This window comes from Nocardia sp. NPDC060249 (assembly GCF_042728755.1).
Classification (GTDB): Bacteria; Actinomycetota; Actinomycetes; order Mycobacteriales; family Mycobacteriaceae; genus Nocardia.
This window is the reverse complement of sequence record NZ_JBHXAQ010000021.1, coordinates 1-20,580: the sequence shown is the minus strand read 5'-3', so window position 1 is coordinate 20,580 and position 20,580 is coordinate 1. Positions and strand designations below refer to the sequence as shown.

Sequence of the window (20,580 nt, the reverse complement as noted above, 5' to 3'; positions counted from 1 at the left end):
AGCCGAGTCTTGCAATCGAGGTGACCACACTCGTGAATCAGCGAGCGTGCGAACGCAAGTCGTGAGAACGTGTGGTGATGATGCACCACGCCGATGGCAAGGTACTCGGCGAATTTCTGGTCAGCGCAAGATCTTTGGCCGAGTACCGCGCGATGTTCCATCTCTCCGACGATGATCTGGCCGGGCGACGCGTCCTCGACTGCCCTGGTGGCGCAGCAAGTTTCGCGGCCGAGGCAAGCGCTTTCGGTGCCGAAGTCACCGCGATCGATCCCATCTACGCCACCCCACCGACCGAACTGGCCGCCCGCGCGACCCCCGAAACAGAACGCGCCGTGGCCTGGGCGCACTCCCACGCCGACCGCTACCGCTGGGACTGGTACGGCTCCACGACCGAACACGCGGCGATCCGCCGCGGCGCCGCCGCCCGCTTCGCCGACGACGTGCGCACCGCGCCCCACCGCTATCTGGCCGGCTCCCTCCCCGAACTCCCCTGCCCCGACGACGCGTTCGATCTGGCCCTGAGCTCGCACCTGCTGTTCAGTTACGCCGATCGGCTCGACGCCGACTTCCACCTGGCCGCCCTGCTCGAATTGGCGCGCGTCGCCACCGTCGAAACCCGCGTCTACCCACTACTCGACTACACCGGCGCCCCCCTCGACGACCTCATCGACCACCTGCGTACCGAACTCCACGACAAAGGCATCGCCACCTCCCTGCAAAAGACCGGCTATGAGTTCCACCACGGCGCCGACACCATGCTGACGTTGCGTCCGGCGGCCTGATGGGCGCGGGCGCGGAGCAGGGGCGGGCTTGAACGCGCACGGCGAGAACGGTTCGCCGCCAGCCCTACCCGCCTTCATGTCGTTTTCCTACCGAAGTCGGTCCGCCGCCGAACGCCGTTGACCCGGCGCGGTAGGTTCTTAGTCGTGCATACGATGTGGGCCGGCCGGTAGTACGGCCGTGGCGGAGAGATCTCGAGGCGTGGCACTCCCGCGCACGACCCTGACGCTGCTTCTGCTACTCGGTACCGCCGCCTTTGGCGTGACGCTGCTGTTCACCACCATGGACCCGTGGATGGACAGCGGCGGAATTCTCGTCGGCGGTCTCGACGTGCACATCTACCGCGACGGCGGCTGGCGGCTCGTGCACGAACGGGCGCTCTACATCGAGCCGACGCACTATGGCCTGCTCTACACCTACACACCGTTCTCGGCCGTGGTCTTCCTGCCGCTACTGCTGGTGCCGTGGGCGCACGTCACCACGACCTGGATGGTGCTCAACCTGCTGGTGCTGTTCGGGGTTGTGCTGCAGAGCTTCCGGATGCTCGGTTACCGCGCCACCCCCGGGCTGGCCGCCGTCAGCGCAGCGCTCACCCTGGCCTGCACATTCGCCGAACCGGTGCGCACCACGCTCTACTACGGGCAGATCAATCTGGTGCTGATGCTGGTGGTGCTGTGGGATTTCTCCCGCGCCGAGCACAGCAGGTTGCGCGGCATCGGCGTCGGTATCGCCGCGGGCATCAAGCTGACTCCGCTGTACTTCATCGCCCAGTATCTGGCGCAACGGCAGTGGCGCGCGGCCGCGACCGGCGCTCTCACCTTCCTCGCGTCGATCGGTCTGACCGCGCTGATCCTGCCGAGCGACTCGTATCAATACTGGACATCGACGTTCTTCCACTCCGGTCGCATCGCCCCGGATGTGCACCCCGCCAACCAGTCCCTGCGCGGCGCCATCGCCCACCTCACGCACGGCCCCGCGCCGGTGTGGTTGTGGCTGTTGATCGCCGTGCCGATCGCGCTGGTCGCGCTGTGGCTGGCCGCTGTCCTGGTCCGCCGCGGCGAGCCCCTGCTCTCGGTCACCCTCGGCGGACTCACCGCCTGCGCGGTCTCCCCGTATTCGTGGGGCCACCACTGGGTCTGGTTCGTTCCGCTGCTGGTCTTCCTGATCCACCGCGCCCAGACCCGCGCGTCCTGGTGGTTCGCCGCGGCCGCGCTCTACCTGTCCATCGCCGCCTGGACCTACACCTACACCCCCACCTGGGTGAGCGTCGGCACCTTCCTGCTCCCCCCGTGGTGGCCACTGCCCCAGGTCCTGATGAACATCTACGTGATCATCTATGTGATCACCCTCGCGGGCATCGCACTGCGCATCCGCGCACGCAAGCTACCGCCCGCCCCCATCGAGCCCGCGATCGATCTCTCTGTCTCCGAACAGCTTCCACCCGAATCCCAGGCCGTCGTCGCCCCACGCCCCGACGACGACCGCCCGGCGATGATGAACTGAACTACCCGCAGGACCAATCGAAAACGCCCGATTCCAAGTCGAGCTGGGCGTTGCCGCCACCGAAATTCATGCCGGAGATCTCCTCGATCTCCAGGTAGTACGGGGTCAGCCCCTCGGGCAGTGCCTGAACGGGGAAGGCGGTGCCGCCGAGGTGGGAGCGTCCGAAGAGTGGCTCGGCCCACGTGGTCCAGCCCGAATCCTCGGTGAGCGGGTCCTGGTACTTGGTGTTCGGCTCGTATTCGACCGGGGGAATGCCCACGTTGGGGTCGGCGGTGCGCTCGGCGAGCCAGACACCGAGGGTGGGGTGCACGTCGTCCCAGGCGTTGCAGCCTTCATCGCTCGCGGTCGGAGAACCCGGCTTGCGAACATCGGCGGGCGGGGCGACAGGGCCGCCGGTGAATTCCTTTTCGGTGAGCCAGATCAGCGCGAAGGCGCCGCCGATCTCGTCGTGCATGATCTGCAGCGTCGGGTGCAGGCGGGTGGCGACGAGATCGCGGGCGAGGGGGTCGTCCGACGAAGCGTCGGCCTCGACCGCGTCGGTACCGGCGAACTGCCCTTCGCCCTGGAAGAGCGCGATGGCGGGGAATCCGGGTCCGCGGCGCTGGAAATCGGTGGGCAGGCGCAGGGTGAGCGCGTGCATCATCGGCAGGCCGGTGACAGGTCCGCGCGGCCAGGTGGCCGGATCGATGGCCGGACCCTCGTGGCCGATCCAGCCGGAACGCACCGGCGCGTCGAGCACCAGCGGGTCACCCTCGGGCGTCTCGGCCAGTTTGTCCGCCGAGTCTCCGAAACCCAGGTCGTAAGCCTTCATCGCAGCTCTCCTCTTCCATCCGCGGACAATGCGTGGCGCCGCTGGACATCGGCGCCGCCACGAGGTTAATCGCTGCCACCGACTCTCCGCGCGAGCTCTGCCGAACCACGGACGTACGGCCGATGACGAATCAGCTCGCGACGGCACGAAAGAGGCGGCGCGGCAACCGAACCCCGGTCACCGCGCCGCCTCGCGACGATCAGCGTGCTGCGTCAGGTCAGAGCACGGCCTTGAAGATCAACGTCACCACCGCGGCCACGACGGCGAGCGCCACGGCCCCACCGCCCCACACCACACCCTGGCGCTGCCACGGCCGCCCGGCATCGAGCGAGAAGCGCCCCGGCCCGGTGAACGCCAACGCTGCCGCGACCAGCGCGAACAGCAGCGGGGTCGTGAACCCCGGCACCGACGGATCCGCCGGGAAGAGCCCGCCGCTCCACAGCACATTGATGGCATTGATCATCGTCCCGAGCACGATGGCGGCGGCCAGCGGCGTGAACAGTCCGACCACCAGCAGCAGCCCACCGACCAGTTCGGCGAGCCCGGCCAGGGTGCCGAAGAATTCGCCGGGGTTGTAGCCCATGGCGGTGAAGCTGTCGGCATTGGCACGCCAGCCGGGTCCGTTGAACCAGCCGAACAGTTTCTGGGTTCCGTAGGCGGCCATCAGGCCACCGAAGCCGATGCGCAGCACAAGCAGGCCGATACCTGCGGCGGTGGCGTCCTCGGTGGTCGTCGGAGTGGTGCGGGTAGCGGTGTCGGTCATCGTGTCCTCGTCTGCGATTCGAAACATGCCCGCAACCGGACCACGGTCCGATTGCCTTCCTCGATCACAACCCTGGGTCCGGTGCCACTATTTCACGCTGTTCCGGGCAATTCTGTGATGCCGGTCACTATCGATCGAAAAGGGCCGCCCCAGCGGGGCGGCCCTGCTCGCAATTCCTCAGGTCACCAGGCCATGGTGGCGTAGCTGACCAGGGTCTGCTCGGACTCCTGCGACAGCTTCCACATGCCGCCGATGTTCTTCCAGGTCACCGGGATCGGGAAGGTGTAGTCACCGAGGCGGCTGTTCAGCGTCGCCGACAGCGTGTCGCCGTCCACGGTGACCGGGCCGGAGACATCCCAGCTGTAGCCGGGGATCCGGTTGACGGTGTCGCGCACGACCGCCAGGCTGCCGCCGTTGCCCGACTCGAGCTCGGCCGAGGAGCCGTTCATGGCCGCCTGCAGCTTGCCGTACAGCTCGCCGGCCGACGGCGTGGCCGGAGCGGCGATCGCGGCGGGGGCAGTGACGACAACAGCGGCGGTAACCGGCGCGAAGATGGTGGCAAACGCCATCGACGCGGCAACGAGCGAACGCTTCATGGGTGGATCTCCTCTAGTTAGGCAAGCCTAGGCTAGCCTGAGTATAGACACACCTACGGCCGGAACACCTACTCGACCAGGAAGAAGAAGTACGCGAGGAACAGCACCATCAGCGCCCACATGGCCGGGTGCACGTCCTTGATGCGACCCTTGGCGACCATCACGATCGGGTAGAAGATCATGCCCATCGCCAGACCGTTCGCGATCGAGTAGGTCAGCGGCATCATGATGACGGTGATGAACGCGGGCACCGAGTACTCGAGGTTCTGCCAGTCGATGTCACCGAGCGACCGCGCCATCAGGATGCCGACCACGATCAGCGCGGCCGAGGTGATCTCGGCCGACCCGGCGACCACCGAGAAGATCGGATAGCAGAACATCGCGATCAGGAACCAGCCCGCGGTGGTCACCGCCGTAAGACCCGTTCGGCCACCCGCCGACACACCCGCCGTCGATTCGACATACGCGGTGGTGGTGGAGGTACCGATGATCGCGCCCGCGGTGGTACCGACCGAGTCGGCGGCCATCGCACTCGCCGCGCGCGGCAGCGTGCCGTCCTTGTTCAGCAGACCGGCCTGGTTGGCGACGCCGATCAGCGTGCCCGAGGCATCGAAGAAGTCGACGAACAACATGGTGAGCACGACCACGATCATCTGCCCGGTGAACGCGTCGGGCAGGTGGATGATCGCCTGGCCGAAGGTCTGATCCAGGCCCTTCGGCATCTCGGCGATACCGTCGGGCACGCCGACCAGACCGGTCACCATGCCGAGAACCGTGGTCGCGACGATGCCGTAGAGCACCGCGCCGTGCCAACCGATCACCAGGAAGACAACGGTCACGATCAGGCCGAACAGCGCGAGCAGGGTGGTGCCCTTGGTGAAATCACCGAGGGTCACCAGCGTCGCGTCACTGTTGACGACGATGCCCGCGTTCTTCAAACCGAGGAACGCCACGAACAACCCGATACCCGCGCCGACCGCGAACTTCATCTGCAGCGGGATCGCGTTGAGGATCCGTTCCCGGACCTTCGTGATCGCCAGAACGAAGAAGATGATGCCCGAGAGCAAGGTGCCCGAGAGCGCTACCTGCCACGGGATGCCCATGCTGAGCACCACCGTGTACGCGAAGAACGCGTTGAGACCCATGCCCGGCGCGAGCGCGATCGGGTACTTCGCCCAGATGCCCATGACCAGCGTGCCGAACACCGCGGCGACGGCGGTGGCCGTGAAGACCGCCTGCATCGGAATGCCCTTGTCGCCGAGGGCGCCTTCGTCACCGAGGATCGACGGGTTCACCGCCAGCACATACGACATCGCCAGGAACGTGACCGTGCCCGCCATCGCCTCGCGCTTGAAAGTGGACCCACTCGACGAGATACCGAAATATCCGTCGATGCGCCCTCGGGCACGGGTTAGGACGTCGCTGGCCATGACTCTCCTCAATGATCGACCCAGGAACGGTAGCGGAAAGTTCACTGAATCGAATAACCCGGCGCCCGTGTCACCGGGTACGGTTACGCGCCCGCGACGGCCACCAAGCCCAGTTCGGCGTCGGAGGCGAGCAGCTCGTTGTGGGGAAGCACACGAACCGTGTACCCGACAGCACCTGAGAGCGGGACCGGAGCCTGGATCGAATACAGCTCGCTGCCGTCGTCGGTACCGGTGTGATGCATCTCGATCGTGGTGGTGTCGGAGAGGTCGTCGGTCGGTGAGACCCGGCCGAGTACCGCCTGCACCACCACATCCGACGGTGCGAGCCCGCCGAGGTCGATGCGCGCGTGCAGTGACAGTTCCGCGCCGATCACCGGTGTGTCGGGCAGGCCCGAGCTGTCGACCTGCGCGATCCGCACCGACGGCCACGCGGCGTCGACGCGCTTGCGGTACTCGGCGACCTCCGCGAATTTGTCGGCGGCGGCCCGGCCGAACGCGGCGGCCGCGGGTCCGTAGTACTGCTCGGCGTAGTCGCGCACCATCCGCGAGGCCAGGACCCTGGGGCTGGTGGTCTGCAGGGTGTGGCGCACCATCTCGGTCCAGCGGACCGGGACATCGCTCGCGTCGCGGTCGTAGAAGCGCGGCGCCACAGTGCGTTCGACGAGTTCGTAGAGCGCCGCGGCCTCGAGGTCGTCGCGGCGGGATTCGTCGCGGACGCCGTCGGCGGTGGGAATGGCCCAGCCGTTGGCGCCGTCGAACATCTCGTCCCACCAGCCGTCGCGGATGGACAGGTTGAGGCCGCCGTTGAGCGCGGACTTCATCCCCGAGGTACCGCACGCCTCGAGCGGGCGCAGTGGATTGTTCAGCCACACATCGCAACCCCAGTACAGGTAGCGGGCCATCGACATGTCGTAATCGGGCAGGAAGACGATGCGATGACGTACCTCGGGATCGTCGGCGAACCGCACCACCTGCTGGATCAGGGCTTTGCCGCCGTCGTCGGCGGGGTGACTCTTGCCCGCCACCACCAGCTGCACCGGGCGATCGGGGTCGAGCAGCAGCGCGCGCAGGCGTTCGGGGTCGCGCAGCATGAGGGTGAGCCGCTTGTAGGTGGGGACGCGGCGGGCGAAACCGATGGTGAGCACGTTCGGATCGAAGACGCCGTCGATCCAGCCGAGTTCGGCGTCGGCGGCGCCGCGCTGACGCCAGGAATCACGCAGCCTGCGCCGCACTTCGTCGATCAGGACGCCGCGCAACGTATTTCGCGTCGACCACAGCTGACCGAGGTCCACGTCGCTGAGCTTCTCCCAGCCCCGAGCCTCCTCGACCAGCTCGGGCCCGACGAGTTCGCGTGCCTTGTCGATCCATTCGCGCGCGGCCCAGGTCGGGGCGTGCACGCCGTTGGTGACCGAGCCGATCGGCACCTCGGCCGCGTCGAAACCGGGCCACAGCGCCGCGAACATCTCCCGGCTGACCTCCCCGTGCAGCTTCGACACGCCGTTGGCGCGCTGGGCCATGCGCAGACCCATGTGCGCCATGTTGAACACCGACGGGTCGCCCTCCCGCCCGAACGCGAGGATCCGGTCGACGGAAAGCCCTGGCAGCAGCGCGGATTCGGACTCACCATGCGAGCCGCCGAAGTACCTGCGCACCAACGGCATCGGGAAACGGTCGATCCCCGCGGGCACCGGGGTGTGCGTGGTGAAGACGGTGCCTGCCCGCACCGCGGCGAGCGCGGTCTCGAAATCCAGTCCGCCCGCGATGAATTCACGCATGCGCTCGACACCGAGGAAACCCGCGTGGCCCTCGTTCATGTGGAAGACATCGGGATCGGGCAGACCGTTCGCGCGGGTGTAGGCGCGCACCGCGCGGACCCCGCCGATCCCCGCCAGGATCTCCTGCTTGATGCGGTGGTCCTGGTCGCCGCCGTAGAGCCGGTCGGTGACGGCCCGCAGTTCGGGGTCGTTCTCGGCGATATCGGAATCGAGCAGCAGCAACGGAATCCGCCCCACCTGCGCGATCCACACCCGGGCCCGCAGGACGCGCCCCTCGGACATGCCGACGTGGATGAGCACCGGCGAACCGTCGCTGGTGAGCAGGCGCAGCGGCAGGCCCTGCGGATCGAGCGCCGGGTAGTGCTCCATCTGCCAGCCGTCGGCCGACAGCGACTGCCGGAAATACCCCGAGCGGTAGAGCAGCCCGACGCCGATCAGCGGCAGCCCGAGATCCGAGGCGGCCTTGAGATGATCACCGGCGAGGATGCCGAGGCCGCCGGAGTAGTTCGGCAGCACCTCGGTGACACCGAACTCCATCGAGAAATAGGCGATGCCGGCGATGTCGGTGCCGGTCTGCTCCTGGAACCAGCGCGGCCGCGTCAGGTAGTCCCGCAGGCCAGCGGCGGCCGCGTCGACCCGCGCGATGTAGGCCGGGTCGGCGGCGAGCTCGTCGAGCCGCTCGGCGGGCACCTCACCCAGCATCCGTACCGGGTCCTGGCCGACGGTTCGCCACAACTCGGGGTCGAGCTCGGCGAACAGATCCTGCGTCGGGCTGTGCCACGACCACCGCAGGTTCGTCGACAACTCATCCAGCGCGGCGAGCCGCTCCGGCAAATGGGCACGGACAGTGAACCGACGAAGTGCCTTCACCCCGGAAGAATAAACGATCGCGCCCGCACTGGGGGCCTAGGTGAATTGGGCAGCGAACTCGGGGCTGGGCGGGACCTCGGTGATCACGTCGATCAGCACGCCCGCGGGGTCGGCGACGATGAAGTGGCGTTGGCCGAAGTCTTCGGTGCGCAGGTCGAGTTCCGGGTGCAGGCCGCCGGTCTGCACGAGCCGGTCCCACTCGGCGTCGACGTCGTCGACCTCGAAGTTCAGCACCACGCCCTGAACCGGTTTGCCGAAACCCGCCGGGATCGTGGGGTGGGTGGGGTCGAGCAGGGCCAGTTCGTAGGTCGGCTCGTCGTCGGCACCCGGCCGCCGCAGGCTCACGTACCAGTCCGCCTCGAAGACGATCTCGAAGCCGAACCAGGCCGTGTAGAAGTCGCGCGATTCCGCGATCCGGGTGGTGGCGAGAACGGGGTAATAGCTGCTGAGTTTCATGGGATCACCTTTCACATACCGTCGGTATGTATCGTACGATAGTTCACATACCATCGGTAGGTCAATGGGAGGGCAGTCGATGAGCTCGACGGCACGGACGCGGCAACGCGAGCAGACGCGGCGCGTGCTGTTGCACGAGACCAGGGCGCTGTTCGCCGCGAAAGGCTATGCGGCAGTGGGACTGTCGGAGATCGTGACGTCGGCCGGGGTCACCAAGGGCGCGCTGTACCACCACTTCGACAGCAAGGCCGATCTGTTCCGCGCGGTCCTCACACAGGTGCAGGAGGAAGTGGGCGCGCAGGTGGCCGCTGCCGCGGACACCGAGTCCGACCCCTGGACGCAGCTCACCACCGGCTGCGCCGCGTTCCTGCGAGCCTGCGCCGACCCCCGGGTCCAGCGCATCCTGCTGATCGACGGCCCCGCCGTCCTCGGCTGGCACGAATGGCGGGCCTTGGACGAAGCCAACTCGGCCCGCCACCTCGACGAAGCCCTGCGATCCCTCGTCGACGCCGGTGTCCTGCCTCGGCAACCGATCGCCCCGCTGACCCAACTGCTCTCCGGCGCGATGAACGAAGCCGCGCTGTGGCTGGCCACCACCGCCGACCCCGACGCGCTCACCGACACCATCGCCGCCCTCGACCGCCTCCTCGCGGGCCTGCGCATCGGCTGACCCCACGAAATCCGTTCGCCATTCCCCGGCACTCCGTGTCACCATGCACCGATGCCGCACTGGGTCGATGTCCTGCCCGAATTCCTGGTCGCCGCCATCATCTTGGCCGCGGTTCCCGGTCCCGCGACGGCGCTGTTCCTGCAGCGATCGGTGCGCGACGGGCGATCCGCCGGTCTGGCCGCGGTGGTGGGCAACGAGATCGGCATTCTCGGCTGGACGCTCGCGGGCGGCACCGGGCTGTCGATCCTGCTGGCCGCCAACCGCTGGCTCAACACCACCATGCACGTCGTCGGCGCCGCCGTGCTGATCTGGCTCGGCGTGCAGTCCTGGCGCCACGCCCGCGGCCACCACGACGAGTTCGGCGCCGCGCTCACCGCGAAACTGCCCGGCGGCAACACCCCCGCCGCCGCCTTCCGCGCCTCGCTGATCTCGATCGCCGCCAACCCGAAGGCCGCCGTCTTCGGCATGACGATCCTGCCCCAGTTCCTCCCGGACCAAGGCCCCGTCGTCCCTACTCTGCTCATCCTCGCCACCATCCAGGTCGTCGTCGACGGCGCCTGGTGCGTGGCCGTGGTGCTGGCCGCCGACCGAGCGGGCGCCTGGCTGCGCCGCGCGACGATCCGCCAGCGGATGGAACGAACCCTCGCCGCCGTCCTGGTGGCCCTCGGCCTCGGCCTGGCCGCCGATACCCGCTGAACACCCGCGTTCACCCCCGCCCGCCAACGCTCCCCACCCAGCGAAAATGCAGTAAGTTAGCCGAGTGACCGGCCGGATTGCCATCGATGACATCGCCCCGTCCATTCCCGGCGGCCGCCCGGCCAAAGCCGCAGTCGGCGAGGTGTTCCCCGTCCGCGCCGTCGTCTGGCGCGAGGGTCACGACGCGGTAGCCGCCACCCTGGCGGTCCGCGCCCCCGGCTCCTCCCGGATCACCCGCGTCCGGATGACGCCCGACTACCAGCCCGACGTGTTCAACGCCCTGTTCACCCCCCACCTCCCCGGTGTGTGGACCTACCGCATCGAAGGCTGGAGCGACCCCATCGCCACCTGGCGCAGCGCGGTCGAGGCGAAGTTGTCGGTCGGCCAGTCCGCCGCCGACCTCGCCAACGATCTGGAGATCGGCGCCGTTCTCTTCGAACGCGCCGCCCAAGCCGTCCCGAAGAAGCAGTTCGAACGCCTGCGCGCCGCCGCCACCGCCCTGCGCGGGGACGAACAACTCCCGGCCCGGGTCGCGCCCGCCTTCTCCGAGGAGGTTGCCGAGATCCTGCGCGCCACCCCACTGCGCGAGATGGTCACCCGCGGCACCCAGTTCTCGGTCCTCGTCGAACGTCGCCGTGCTCTGGTCGGCTCCTGGTACGAGTTCTTCCCCCGCTCCACCGGCGGCCGCGACGCCGACGGCACCCCGATCCACGGCACCTTCGCCACGGCGGCCCGCGAACTCCCCCGCATCGCGGGCATGGGCTTCGACGTCGTCTATCTCCCCCCGATCCACCCGGTCGGCGAGGTCAACCGCAAGGGCCGCAACAACACTCTCACCACCGAACCCGGCGACGTGGGCTCACCCTGGGCCATCGGCTCGGCGGACGGCGGACACGATGCCGTGCACCCTTTGCTCGGCACCGAGCAGGACTTCACCGAATTCGTCGCCGAGGCAACCGCTCTCGGCCTGGACGTCGCCATCGATCTGGCCCTGCAATGTGCTCCCGACCACCCGTGGGTCGCCGCCCACCCGGAGTGGTTCACCACCCTCCCCGACGGCACCATCGCCTACGCCGAGAACCCACCGAAGAAATACCAGGACATCTACCCGGTCAACTTCGACAACGACCCCGACGGTCTCTACGCCGAGATCCTGCGCGTGGTCCGGCACTGGATCTCCTTGGGCGTCACCATCTTCCGCGTGGACAACCCGCACACCAAGCCCGCCGATTTCTGGGAATGGCTGATCACCGAACTGCGCCGCACCGACCCCGACGTGATCTTCCTCTCTGAAGCGTTCACGCGCCCGGCCCGCCTCTACGGGCTGGCCCGCCGCGGCTTCAGCCAGTCGTACACGTACTTCACCTGGCGCGTGCACAAGTGGGAACTCACCGAGTTCGGCTACGAGATCGCCGCCAAGGCCGACGAGGCCAGGCCCAACCTGTTCGTGAACACCCCCGACATCCTGCACGAGAGCCTGCAGTTCGGCGGTCCCGGCATGTTCGCCATCCGCGCCGCCCTCGCCGCCACCCTGTCCCCCACCTGGGGCGTGTACTCCGGTTTCGAGCTGTTCGAACACGAAGCGGTCCGCGAGGGTAGCGAGGAGTACCTCGATTCGGAGAAGTACGAACTGCGTCCCCGCGATTTCGCCGGCGCCCTCGAACGCGGTGAATCGCTGGAACCGTGGCTCACCCGCCTGAACCAGATCCGCCGCAACCACCCCGCGCTGCAGCAGTTGCGCTGCATCCACTTCCATCACATCGACAACGACGCGCTGATCGCCTACTCCAAGGTCGACCCGGCCACCGGCGACGCGGTGCTGGTCATCGTCAACCTGAACCCCTATGCCGCCGAGCAGGGCCACATTTCACTCGATCTGCCCGCCATCGGTCGCGAATGGCACGACCACCCGGTGGTCTTCGACGAGGTGAGCGGCGAGGAATATCACTGGGGCCAGCAGAATTTCGTGCGCCTCGACCCCACCCGCGCGGTCGCGCACATCCTGTCGCTGCCCAGCGTCGCGACTGCCGCCCGCGCACCGCTGGCCTACCGCGAGACCCTGTGATGAAGCGCCGCGATCTCCTGCTGCTGGCCGCGGGCACCCACACCGACCCGCACACCGTCCTCGGCGCGCATGCCCACGCCGACGGCACCGCGGTTCGTGTCCTTCGTCCCCACGCCGAAGCGGTGACCGTGCTGGTCGGAACGTCCGAACATCGGCTGAAGTCGTTGGGCCACGGCATTTTCGACGCGGTCCTTCCCTATCCACAGATCGACGACTACCGGATCCGCGCCGAGTATCCGGGCGGGCAGACCGTGATCTCCGCCGACGGCTACCGTTTTCTGCCCACCGTCGGCGAACTCGATCTGCACCTCATCGGCGAAGGCAGGCACACCCGCCTCTGGGAGGTTCTGGGCGCCCACCCGCGCCACTACACCACCCTCGACGGCGAAGTCGACGGCACCTCCTTCGCGGTGTGGGCCCCGAATGCCCGCGGCGTCACCGTCTTCGGTGATTTCGACCACTGGAGCGGCACCTCGGCCCCGATGCGCGCGCTGGGCGGTTCCGGGGTGTGGGAGGTATTCGTGCCGGGCGTCGGGCCCGGCACGCGGTACAAGTACCGGATCCACGGCGCCGACGGTCGCGTCGTGGATCATGCGGACCCCCTTGCCTTTTCGACCGAGGTACCGCCCGCGACCGCCTCGGTGGTGTCGCGCGCCGATCACGTGTGGACCGACAGCGACTGGCTCGACCGGCGCGCGCGGACCGACGCGGTCCGCTCCCCCATGAGCGCCTACGAGATCCACCTCGGCTCCTGGCGCCCTGGCCTCGACTATCGCGAACTGGCTCACCAGCTGGCCGAATACATCCAGACCACCGGATTCACCCATGTCGAGTTGCTCCCGGTCGCCGAGCACCCCTTCGGGGGCTCATGGGGGTACCAGGTCACCTCGTACTACGCCCCGACCTCGCGTTTCGGCAGCCCCGACGACTTCCGCTACTTCGTCGACCACCTCCACAACGCGGGCATCGGCGTGCTGCTCGACTGGGTCCCCGCGCACTTCCCCCGCGACGAATGGGCACTCGCTCGTTTCGACGGCACCCCACTCTACGAACACCCCGACCCGCGCCGCGGCGAGCAACTCGACTGGGGCACCTACGTTTTCGACTTCGGCCGCAACGAGGTCCGCAACTTCCTGGTCGCCAACGCGGCCTTCTGGATCTCCGAATTCCACATCGACGGCCTGCGCGTCGACGCCGTCGCCTCGATGCTGTACCTGGACTACTCCCGCCCCGAGGGCGGCTGGGAGCCGAATATCTATGGCGGCAGGGAGAATCTGGAAGCGGTCGATTTCCTGCAGGAACTCAACGACACCGTGCACGGCGCCCATCCCGGCGTGGTCACCATCGCCGAGGAGTCGACCACCTGGCCCGGCGTCACCCGCGGCACCGACGTCGGCGGCCTCGGTTTCACCATGAAGTGGAACATGGGCTGGATGCACGACACCCTCGGCTACCTGGGCCGCGACCCGATCCACCGCTCCTGGCATCACAACGAGATGACGTTCTCGCTGGTCTACGCGTGGAGCGAGAACTACGTCCTGCCGATCAGCCACGACGAGGTCGTGCACGGCAAAGGCACCCTGTGGACCCGCATGCCCGGCGACGACTTCGCCAAGGCGAGCGGCGTACGCGCCCTGCTCGCCTACATGTGGGCCCACCCCGGTAAGCAACTGCTGTTCATGGGCCAGGAATTCGGCCAGTACCGGGAATGGGACAACGACCGCGGCCTGGACTGGCAGGAGCTGGAAAACCCACTCCACCAGGGTATTTCGACAATGGTCGCCGACCTCAATCGCACCTACTCCGCCCACCCCGCGCTGTGGACCCAGGACACCACCCCCGGCGGCCACTCCTGGATCGAAGCCGACGACAGCACCGCCAACGTCTTCGCTTTCCTCCGCTGGGCCTCCGACGGCAGCGCGGTGGCGGCCGTCTTCAATTTCTCCGGATCCCTGCGCGAGAACTACCGCATCGGCCTGCCGCACCCCGGCTCCTGGCACGAAATCCTCAACACCGACGCCCACGAATACGCCGGCTCCGGCATCGGCAACCTCGGCATCGTCACCGCCGTCGACACCCCCAGCCACGGACACCCCGCCTCGGCCTCTGTCACCATGGCGCCCCACAGCGCCCTCTGGCTGTCCTCGACGGTCTAACGATCCAGGTCGACCCGAATCGTCAGCAGGTCGGTACCGAACGCCCGCACCGCGCTGCTGTTGTAGCGCGGCAACTGCCGCAGTCTGGCCCGCGGATCGTCCCCGGGCAGCAGCACGGCGGTCCCCGAGTACCAGCGTCCGCCCAGTCGCACCCTGACCTTGCTCTCGGCTTTGATGTTGCGCACATACTGCGAGCGATCCCCGAACTCGGAGACGAACCAGAACTCATCGCCGACGCGCCGACCACCGATCGGCGTGACCCGCGGCTGCCCGCTCACCCGGCCGACGGTCTCGAGCAGCTGCTGACCGGGCAGTCTGCCCAGTATCGGATTCAGTCGCCGCTGCAACGCGGTGACGATTCGATGCTGAATATCGTTCTTGGACGCCATATTTCGACCGTAGCACCGCTCACTCGCAGCGAAGCCGCCCCGGCGGTGTTGCGCGGGGCGGCTTCGAAGCGGTGCGAGTGTCAGTGAAGCGGTGCGAGTGTCAGTACAGGGCGGCGGCGAGCTTGCGGCGGGCCGCGATCACGAACGGCTCGGCGGGATCGAACAGCTCGAACAGCTCGAGCAGGCGAGTGCGAGCCTTGGTGCGGTCATCGCCCGCGGTGCGCTTGACGACCGCGATGAGTCGTTCGAAGGCCGCCTCGGGACGCTGTTCGAACATTTCGATATCGGCGGCGTCGAGGGCGGCGTCCAGGTTCGCCGGATCGGCGTCGGCGGTGGCCACCACGGCCGGGTCGAGCTGCTGAGCCCTGGTCAGGAAGCGCAGCTGGCGCAGGGCCGCCTTGGCTTCCTCGTTGCCGGGTTCCTCGGCGATGATCGCCTCGTAGGCCGCCTCGGCGCCGGCGAAGTCACCTTCGGACAGCTTGTCCTCGGCGTCGACGAAGCGCGGGTCCTCGACCTCGGGTTCGGCGGGGGCCGCGTCCGGATCGCCCTCGAGCTTGCCCGCGGTCGCGTCCATCACCGCGTCGAGCCACTGTCGCACCTGCGGGTCGGGCTGCGCGCCTTCGAAGTCGGCCAGCGGCTGCCCGCCCGCCACCGCGATCACCGTCGGAATGCCCTGCACGCGCAGCGCCTGGACGATGTTCATATTGGCTTCGGCCTCGATGACGGCCAGATCCCAGGCGCCGCGGTCTTCGGCGTTGAACCGTTCGAGCGTGCGAACCAGCTCGACGCTGCCCGCGCTGCGCTGCGAGAACAGCGCGACCACCACGGGCACCTGCGTCGAGCGCCGGATCACCTTGGCTTCGAAATCCGCCTCGGTGACCGTGTGGTTCCCCGAGGCCGGAGCAGCAGCGGCACCGCCGGGCGCGGCGGGCGGCTGCTTCAGCGCGGACAGATCCACCGCGCCGGACATGGCGGCGGCAGCGGCGGGCGAAGGACGGCGGGCAGCGGGTCGAGTCACGGTTTCCAGTTTGTCACGAAGCCGTCGGCGCGGCAGCCGCGGAGCCCTTGCTCGCGTCGGCGCTCAGCTCGCCCAGCTGACCGGTGCGCACTGCCCAGACCTCGAAGATCACGGTGAACAGCGGCGGAATGCTCGACGCCAGCGCCAGCACCGTGGTCTTCCAGTTCCAGTTCAGTTCACGCGCGGCCAGCAGCGCCGAGAGCACGAACAGCACGAAGATCCCGCCGTGCACCGGGCCGAAGATCTTCACGCCGATCTCGTTGCCCTCCGCGGGCAGGTACTTGAACGCCATACCGGTCAGCAGACCGATCCAGGACAGTGCCTCGAGCACCGCGAAGAACCGGAACCGGCTGGCCGTTGACCGCAAATCGAAGAAACCCATGCCCACCATTGTGCCGCATGATCTACGACACCACGTAGTTGGACCGGTCACAGCGAAAGCCCTGGTACTCACGAGGAATACCAGGGCTTTCGTGGTCGAACAGGATCAGGCGGGTACGCGGATGATCAGCGCGTCGCCCTGGCCGCCACCGCCACACAGCGCGGCGGCACCGACGCCGCCACCGCGGCGCTTCAGTTCCAGCGCCAGGTGCAGCAGGATGCGCGCGCCCGACATGCCGAGCGGGTGCCCGATGGCGATGGCGCCACCGTTGACGTTGACCTTCTCCGGGTCGTAGCCGAGCTTGCGGGTCGAGGACACCCCGACGGCCGCGAACGCCTCGTTGATCTCGATCAGGTCCAGATCGGCGGGCGTGATGCCCTCCTTCGCGCACGCGGCGAGGATGGCGTTGGCCGGCTGGTCCTGCAGGGTCGAATCCGGCCCGGCGACCTGGCCCGCGGCGCCGATCTCGGCGATCCACTCCAGCCCCAGCTCTTCGGCCTTGGCCTTGCTCATCACGATCACCGCGGCCGCGCCGTCGGAGATCTGCGAGGCGGTGCCCGCGGTGACGGTGCCGTCCTTGCGGAAGGCCGGGCGCAGCTTGCCCAGCGACTCGACGGTGGTGTCGGCGCGAATGCCCTCGTCCTCGGTCACGTAGACCGGGTCACCCTTGCGCTGTGGCACGGCGACCGGCACGACCTCGTCCTCGAACAGCCCGTTCTTCCACGCCGCGGCGGCGCGCTGGTGCGAGGCCGCGGCCAGCGCGTCCTGATCCTCGCGGCTCACCTTGTCCAGGTCGTTGCGATCCTCGGTGAGCAGGCCCATGGCCTGGTCGGTGATCACGTCGTGCAGACCGTCGTAGGCCATGTGATCGACGAGGGTGGTGTCGCCGTACTTGAAGCCCTCACGGCTCTTGGGCAGCAGGTGCGGGGTCTGGCTCATCGACTCCATGCCGCCGGCGACCACGATCTCGTGCTCCCCCGCGCGGATCAGCTGATCGGCCAGCGCGATCGCGTTGATGCCCGACAGACAGACCTTGTTGATCAGGATCGACGGCACGTCCAGCGGGATGCCCGCGGCGATGGCGGCCTGACGCGCGGGCAGCTGCCCCGCGCCTGCCTGCAGCACCTGGCCGAGAATCACGTAGTCGACCTGCTCGGGCGCGACGCCGCCCTTCTCGAGCGCGGCCTTGATCGCGACACCGGCCAGATCCGAGGCCTTGAAGCCCTTCAGACCGCCCAGCAGCCGACCGACCGGGGTACGCGCACCGGACACGATGACAGAAGTGGTCACGAAAGCCTCGCATTCATTGAGTCGATCCTCGCCGGACGCACACGGCAGCACCGCACGCGTCGCAGGAGTTGGACTCCACGGTAACCGGTATCGGCCCGCGCCCGGCACGCAGGTCCGCGCTAGCTTCGTGGGGTGACCAATGAGAACTTCATCCCCGCCGACTACGTCATCGCCGTCGACCACGTGGGCATCGCCGTGCCCGACCTGGACACCGCGGTGGCCTGGTACACCGACAATCTCGGCATGGTCGAGACCCACCGCGAGGTCAACGAGGCCCAGGGCGTCGTCGAAGCCATGCTGTCGTGCCCCGCCGCCGCCGACCGCGCCACCGCCCTGCAGTTGCTGGCCCCGCTCACCCCGGAGTCCACCATCGCCAAGTTCATCGACCGCAGCGGCCCCGGACTGCAGCAGCTGGCCTACCGGGTCACCGATATCGACGCGGTTTCGGGTTTCCTGCGCGGACGCGGCGTGCGTTTGCTGTACGAAGCCCCTCGTCACGGAACCGCCGATTCCCGCATCAATTTCATCCATCCGAAGGATGCTGGCGGTGTGCTGGTCGAGCTCGTGGAGCCGAACCCGGATGTTACGCACTAGTACGCCGGTACTGTCGGTAAATCTCGGCGAGATCACAATCACGGTCGAGTCTCCATAGGCTCGCTCGAGGCTGTATTTTGTGTGCCATGTCGTCACCTGAGTCCGATCGCAATCGCTTCGTTGCACTGCCCTTCACCGTTGTGCGCAAGGGTTATGCGCAAGACGAGGTGCGCAACTACTTCGACCGCTTCGACGCTGAGCTCCGCGTCACCGCCACCGACCGGGACGCTGCCGCAGCGCAGGCCCGCAATCTCGCCAGCCAGCTGGAAGATGCACGTGACGAGATCGACGAGCTCCGCAAGGAGGTCGACCGGCTTTCCGTGCCGCCGACCACCGCCGAAGGCATGTCCGACCGCATCTCGCGCATGCTGCGCCTGGCCTCGGACGAAGCGTCCGAGGTCCGCGCGCTGGCGCAGGCCGAAGCCGCCGAGATGGTGTCGATCGCCGAGCAGCAGGCCACCGAGATGCGTGGCAAGTACGAGTCGCTGCTCGCGGAGACCAAGGAGAAGCGCGAGGCGCTCGAGATCGAGTTCGAGCAGACCCTCGCGAACGCGCGCACCGAGTCGGCCAAGATCATCGAAGCCGCCCAAGCCGATGTCGAACGTCTGGGCAAGGAGGCCGAAGCCAAGCGCAAGGCCACCCAGCAGGACTTCGAGGCCACCATGAACGATCGGCGTACCAAGCTGACCCGTGCCATGGAGGAGCTCGAGGCCACCAGTCGCGCCGAGGCCGCCCAGCGGATCAAGGACGCGACCGACGAGTCGAACCGCCTGATCAGCTCCGCCACCCAGACCTCCGAGCGCAAGATCGCGCACGCGAAGGAACTGGCCGAGGAGATGCGCGTGCTGCGCGGCCGGGTGCTCGCCCAGCTGCTCGGTATCCGCGGTCAGCTCGATTCCGTGCCCGCCATGCTCGCCGCGGTCAACCGCGAAAGCGAACTGCTCGACGGCACGCCCGAGCGCAAGTCGATCAGCAACAACGGCAACAAGTCGGTGTCGAGCTCGCGTCAGAACAAGGCCATCCCCGAGGTCGCCGACGAGGACATCGTCGATGAGGACCGCGAGAGCGCCGACGTCAACTAACCAGCTGTCGGACTAGTCACGACATTCACCTGGAAAACCGAAGGCCGCCTCGAATCATCGAGGCGGCCTTCGGTTTTCCGGTCTCCGCCATCACGACCAGCGGCGCGTGATGCCGCGCGTCCGCCTGCCGTTCCAGCAACCCTGGTGCCAGTGCCTTCGGTCGTCCTCGCCACCCTCGGCAGCCCAGGCCACGATATGGGCGACACCGACCGCGATCTCGTGGTCGCAGCCGGGGCACCGATAGGTCTTCACCGCACGAGCGCCGGGAACCGTTCGCACGACATAGGTTTCCTCGCCCGGACCGTCCTCGGTCCGGCCGTACACGTCGCCCATCGGCCTAGGCGCCGCAGAACGTCCGCTGCGCGGTCTACGTCGCGGCATGACACTCCTCCTAGAACAGGCGGAAAACGTTGCTCTCCGTGCCGCGTAGCTCGTCGTAATCGAGCGTGAGGCACCGGATTCCACGGTACTCGGCCAGCGTCTTCGCCTGCGGCTTGATCTGCTGCGCCGCGAACACCCCGGCCACCGGGGCCAGCAGCGGGTCGAGGTTGAGCAGTTCGAGGTACCGGGTGAGCTGCTCGACACCATCGATGTCACCGCGACGCTTGATCTCCACCGCCACGGTGGCGCCGTCGGCATCGCGACACAGCAGATCCACCGGGCCGATCGCGGTCATGTACTCGCGCCGCACCAGGGTGTACCCCTCCCCGAGCTTCGTCACGTGTTCGGCGAGCAGCTCCTGCAGATGCGCTTCGACGCCGTCCTTCACCAGGCCGGGGTCGACCCCGAGATCGTGCGAGGAATCGTGCTCGATCTCCTCGATGGTGATCCGCAATTCCTCGCCGGCCTTGTTGGTCACCACCCACAGCGCCTTCGCCGTCACCGGCTCCGGCGTCTGCCCCTCCCGCAGCGGCCGTACGCCGTCGGGCAAGGTGGCGGGCATCGCGTCCGGCACTTCCTGCTCCACCAGCCAGCACGGCGGACTCATCCAGTTCAGCGGCTTGTACGAGCCGCCGTCGGAGTGCACGAGCACCGACCCGTCGGCCTTGATCAGCAACAGCCGGCGAGCCATCGGAAGGTGGGCGGTCAGTCGACCGACGTAGTCGACCTGGCAACGAGCAATGACGAGGCGCACCCAAGCACTGTAGGCGACGGTTCCGGGAACGCAAAAAGGCCCTCCAACCGAAGTTGGAGGGCCTTTCGCAATGATGTTCCGGCAGTGTCCTACTCTCCCACACCCTGTCGAGTGCAGTA

The 20,580-nt window shown here is 67.8% G+C and carries 20 protein-coding genes; 8 read left to right on the top strand and 12 right to left on the bottom strand.

Annotation, left to right across the window (positions count from 1 at the left end; all coding sequences use genetic code 11):
• The first annotated feature begins 77 nt into the window (after positions 1–77).
• Positions 78–782: a hypothetical protein gene (locus ACFWFP_RS33435; RefSeq protein ID WP_379301835.1), complete on the top strand. Its 705-nt coding sequence runs from the start codon at positions 78–80 to the stop codon at positions 780–782.
• 199 nt (positions 783–981) lie between these two features.
• Entirely contained in the window at positions 982–2,283 is a 1,302-nt protein-coding gene (locus ACFWFP_RS33430; RefSeq protein WP_379301833.1) for a glycosyltransferase 87 family protein, read from the top strand.
• Position 2,284: 1 nt separating this feature from the next.
• Here the strand turns inward: ACFWFP_RS33430 and ACFWFP_RS33425 are convergent, their stop codons facing one another.
• The 6 genes from ACFWFP_RS33425 to ACFWFP_RS33400 form a co-directional block, all read right to left on the bottom strand.
• Positions 2,285–3,094 (bottom strand): hypothetical protein, encoded by an 810-nt coding sequence (locus ACFWFP_RS33425; protein WP_379301831.1) that lies wholly within the window; start codon positions 3,092–3,094, stop codon positions 2,285–2,287.
• Positions 3,095–3,311: 217 nt separating this feature from the next.
• Positions 3,312–3,857, bottom strand: coding sequence for a DoxX family protein (locus tag ACFWFP_RS33420; RefSeq protein ID WP_379301829.1), 546 nt, complete (start codon positions 3,855–3,857; stop codon positions 3,312–3,314).
• Between the two features lie 182 nt (positions 3,858–4,039).
• Positions 4,040–4,453 (bottom strand): hypothetical protein, encoded by a 414-nt coding sequence (locus tag ACFWFP_RS33415; protein ID WP_379301827.1) that lies wholly within the window; start codon positions 4,451–4,453, stop codon positions 4,040–4,042.
• A 68-nt stretch (positions 4,454–4,521) separates the two neighbouring features.
• The gene (locus ACFWFP_RS33410) at positions 4,522–5,883 is read right to left on the bottom strand and encodes an NCS2 family permease (protein WP_379301825.1); all 1,362 of its coding nucleotides are present in this window, start codon (positions 5,881–5,883) and stop codon (positions 4,522–4,524) included.
• A gap of 83 nt (positions 5,884–5,966) precedes the next feature.
• Positions 5,967–8,528, bottom strand: coding sequence for an alpha-glucan family phosphorylase (gene glgP / locus ACFWFP_RS33405; RefSeq protein ID WP_379301823.1), 2,562 nt, complete (start codon positions 8,526–8,528; stop codon positions 5,967–5,969).
• A gap of 36 nt (positions 8,529–8,564) precedes the next feature.
• Positions 8,565–8,984: a VOC family protein gene (locus ACFWFP_RS33400; protein ID WP_379301821.1), complete on the bottom strand. Its 420-nt coding sequence runs from the start codon at positions 8,982–8,984 to the stop codon at positions 8,565–8,567.
• A gap of 79 nt (positions 8,985–9,063) precedes the next feature.
• Here ACFWFP_RS33400 and ACFWFP_RS33395 point away from each other — a divergent pair, with 79 nt between their 5' ends.
• From ACFWFP_RS33395 to glgB, 4 genes are all read left to right on the top strand, one after another.
• Positions 9,064–9,654, top strand: coding sequence for a TetR/AcrR family transcriptional regulator (locus ACFWFP_RS33395; protein WP_379301819.1), 591 nt, complete (start codon positions 9,064–9,066; stop codon positions 9,652–9,654).
• Between the two features lie 51 nt (positions 9,655–9,705).
• Positions 9,706–10,350, top strand: coding sequence for a LysE family translocator (locus ACFWFP_RS33390; RefSeq protein WP_379301817.1), 645 nt, complete (start codon positions 9,706–9,708; stop codon positions 10,348–10,350).
• A 64-nt stretch (positions 10,351–10,414) separates the two neighbouring features.
• Positions 10,415–12,415 (top strand): maltotransferase domain-containing protein, encoded by a 2,001-nt coding sequence (locus tag ACFWFP_RS33385; protein ID WP_379301815.1) that lies wholly within the window; start codon positions 10,415–10,417, stop codon positions 12,413–12,415.
• Positions 12,415–14,571 carry a 1,4-alpha-glucan branching protein GlgB gene (gene glgB / locus ACFWFP_RS33380; protein ID WP_379301813.1) on the top strand — a complete coding sequence of 719 codons (2,157 nt, stop codon included), beginning with the start codon at positions 12,415–12,417 and terminating at the stop codon, positions 14,569–14,571. Before ACFWFP_RS33385 ends, glgB begins: the two co-directional genes overlap by 1 nt.
• Here glgB and ACFWFP_RS33375 read toward each other — a convergent pair.
• From ACFWFP_RS33375 to ACFWFP_RS33360, 4 genes are all read right to left on the bottom strand, one after another.
• Positions 14,568–14,960, bottom strand: a complete 393-nt coding sequence (locus tag ACFWFP_RS33375) for a nitroreductase/quinone reductase family protein (protein ID WP_379301811.1) — start codon at positions 14,958–14,960, stop codon at positions 14,568–14,570. The two genes, glgB and ACFWFP_RS33375, sit on opposite strands and share 4 nt — an antisense overlap.
• Before the next feature lie 100 nt (positions 14,961–15,060).
• Positions 15,061–15,930, bottom strand: a complete 870-nt coding sequence (locus ACFWFP_RS33370; protein WP_379301916.1) for a tetratricopeptide repeat protein — start codon at positions 15,928–15,930, stop codon at positions 15,061–15,063.
• 61 nt (positions 15,931–15,991) lie between these two features.
• Positions 15,992–16,369 carry a DUF3817 domain-containing protein gene (locus ACFWFP_RS33365; protein WP_379301809.1) on the bottom strand — a complete coding sequence of 126 codons (378 nt, stop codon included), beginning with the start codon at positions 16,367–16,369 and terminating at the stop codon, positions 15,992–15,994.
• Positions 16,370–16,465: 96 nt separating this feature from the next.
• Positions 16,466–17,650 (bottom strand): acetyl-CoA C-acetyltransferase, encoded by a 1,185-nt coding sequence (locus ACFWFP_RS33360; RefSeq protein ID WP_379301807.1) that lies wholly within the window; start codon positions 17,648–17,650, stop codon positions 16,466–16,468.
• A 132-nt stretch (positions 17,651–17,782) separates the two neighbouring features.
• Here ACFWFP_RS33360 and mce point away from each other — a divergent pair, with 132 nt between their 5' ends.
• Positions 17,783–18,244: a methylmalonyl-CoA epimerase gene (gene mce / locus ACFWFP_RS33355; RefSeq protein ID WP_378996681.1), complete on the top strand. Its 462-nt coding sequence runs from the start codon at positions 17,783–17,785 to the stop codon at positions 18,242–18,244.
• An 86-nt stretch (positions 18,245–18,330) separates the two neighbouring features.
• Positions 18,331–19,326, top strand: a complete 996-nt coding sequence (locus ACFWFP_RS33350; RefSeq protein WP_084473310.1) for a hypothetical protein — start codon at positions 18,331–18,333, stop codon at positions 19,324–19,326.
• A 90-nt stretch (positions 19,327–19,416) separates the two neighbouring features.
• Here ACFWFP_RS33350 and ACFWFP_RS33345 read toward each other — a convergent pair whose 3' ends face one another.
• On the bottom strand, positions 19,417–19,707 hold the full coding sequence (locus tag ACFWFP_RS33345; protein WP_379301805.1) for an ATP/GTP-binding protein: 291 nt from the start codon (positions 19,705–19,707) through the stop codon (positions 19,417–19,419).
• Between the two features lie 10 nt (positions 19,708–19,717).
• On the bottom strand, positions 19,718–20,461 hold the full coding sequence (gene nucS, locus ACFWFP_RS33340) for an endonuclease NucS (protein ID WP_379301803.1): 744 nt from the start codon (positions 20,459–20,461) through the stop codon (positions 19,718–19,720).
• Positions 20,462–20,580: the final 119 nt, after the last annotated feature.

What these genes read in the sequence shown, in the direction of transcription:
- ACFWFP_RS33435 (WP_379301835.1), top strand. Translation starts at nt 78, where the DNA reads ATGATGCACCACGCCGATGGCAAGGTACTCGGCGAATTTCTGGTCAGC.
- ACFWFP_RS33425 (WP_379301831.1), bottom strand. Translation starts at nt 3,094, where the DNA reads ATGAAGGCTTACGACCTGGGTTTCGGAGACTCGGCGGACAAACTGGCC.
- ACFWFP_RS33420 (WP_379301829.1), bottom strand. Translation starts at nt 3,857, where the DNA reads ATGACCGACACCGCTACCCGCACCACTCCGACGACCACCGAGGACGCC.
- ACFWFP_RS33415 (WP_379301827.1), bottom strand. Translation starts at nt 4,453, where the DNA reads ATGAAGCGTTCGCTCGTTGCCGCGTCGATGGCGTTTGCCACCATCTTC.
- ACFWFP_RS33410 (WP_379301825.1), bottom strand. Translation starts at nt 5,883, where the DNA reads ATGGCCAGCGACGTCCTAACCCGTGCCCGAGGGCGCATCGACGGATAT.
- ACFWFP_RS33400 (WP_379301821.1), bottom strand. Translation starts at nt 8,984, where the DNA reads ATGAAACTCAGCAGCTATTACCCCGTTCTCGCCACCACCCGGATCGCG.
- ACFWFP_RS33395 (WP_379301819.1), top strand. Translation starts at nt 9,064, where the DNA reads ATGAGCTCGACGGCACGGACGCGGCAACGCGAGCAGACGCGGCGCGTG.
- ACFWFP_RS33390 (WP_379301817.1), top strand. Translation starts at nt 9,706, where the DNA reads ATGCCGCACTGGGTCGATGTCCTGCCCGAATTCCTGGTCGCCGCCATC.
- glgB (WP_379301813.1), top strand. Translation starts at nt 12,415, where the DNA reads ATGAAGCGCCGCGATCTCCTGCTGCTGGCCGCGGGCACCCACACCGAC.
- ACFWFP_RS33375 (WP_379301811.1), bottom strand. Translation starts at nt 14,960, where the DNA reads ATGGCGTCCAAGAACGATATTCAGCATCGAATCGTCACCGCGTTGCAG.
- ACFWFP_RS33370 (WP_379301916.1), bottom strand. Translation starts at nt 15,930, where the DNA reads ATGTCCGGCGCGGTGGATCTGTCCGCGCTGAAGCAGCCGCCCGCCGCG.
- ACFWFP_RS33365 (WP_379301809.1), bottom strand. Translation starts at nt 16,369, where the DNA reads ATGGTGGGCATGGGTTTCTTCGATTTGCGGTCAACGGCCAGCCGGTTC.
- ACFWFP_RS33350 (WP_084473310.1), top strand. Translation starts at nt 18,331, where the DNA reads ATGTCGTCACCTGAGTCCGATCGCAATCGCTTCGTTGCACTGCCCTTC.
- ACFWFP_RS33345 (WP_379301805.1), bottom strand. Translation starts at nt 19,707, where the DNA reads ATGCCGCGACGTAGACCGCGCAGCGGACGTTCTGCGGCGCCTAGGCCG.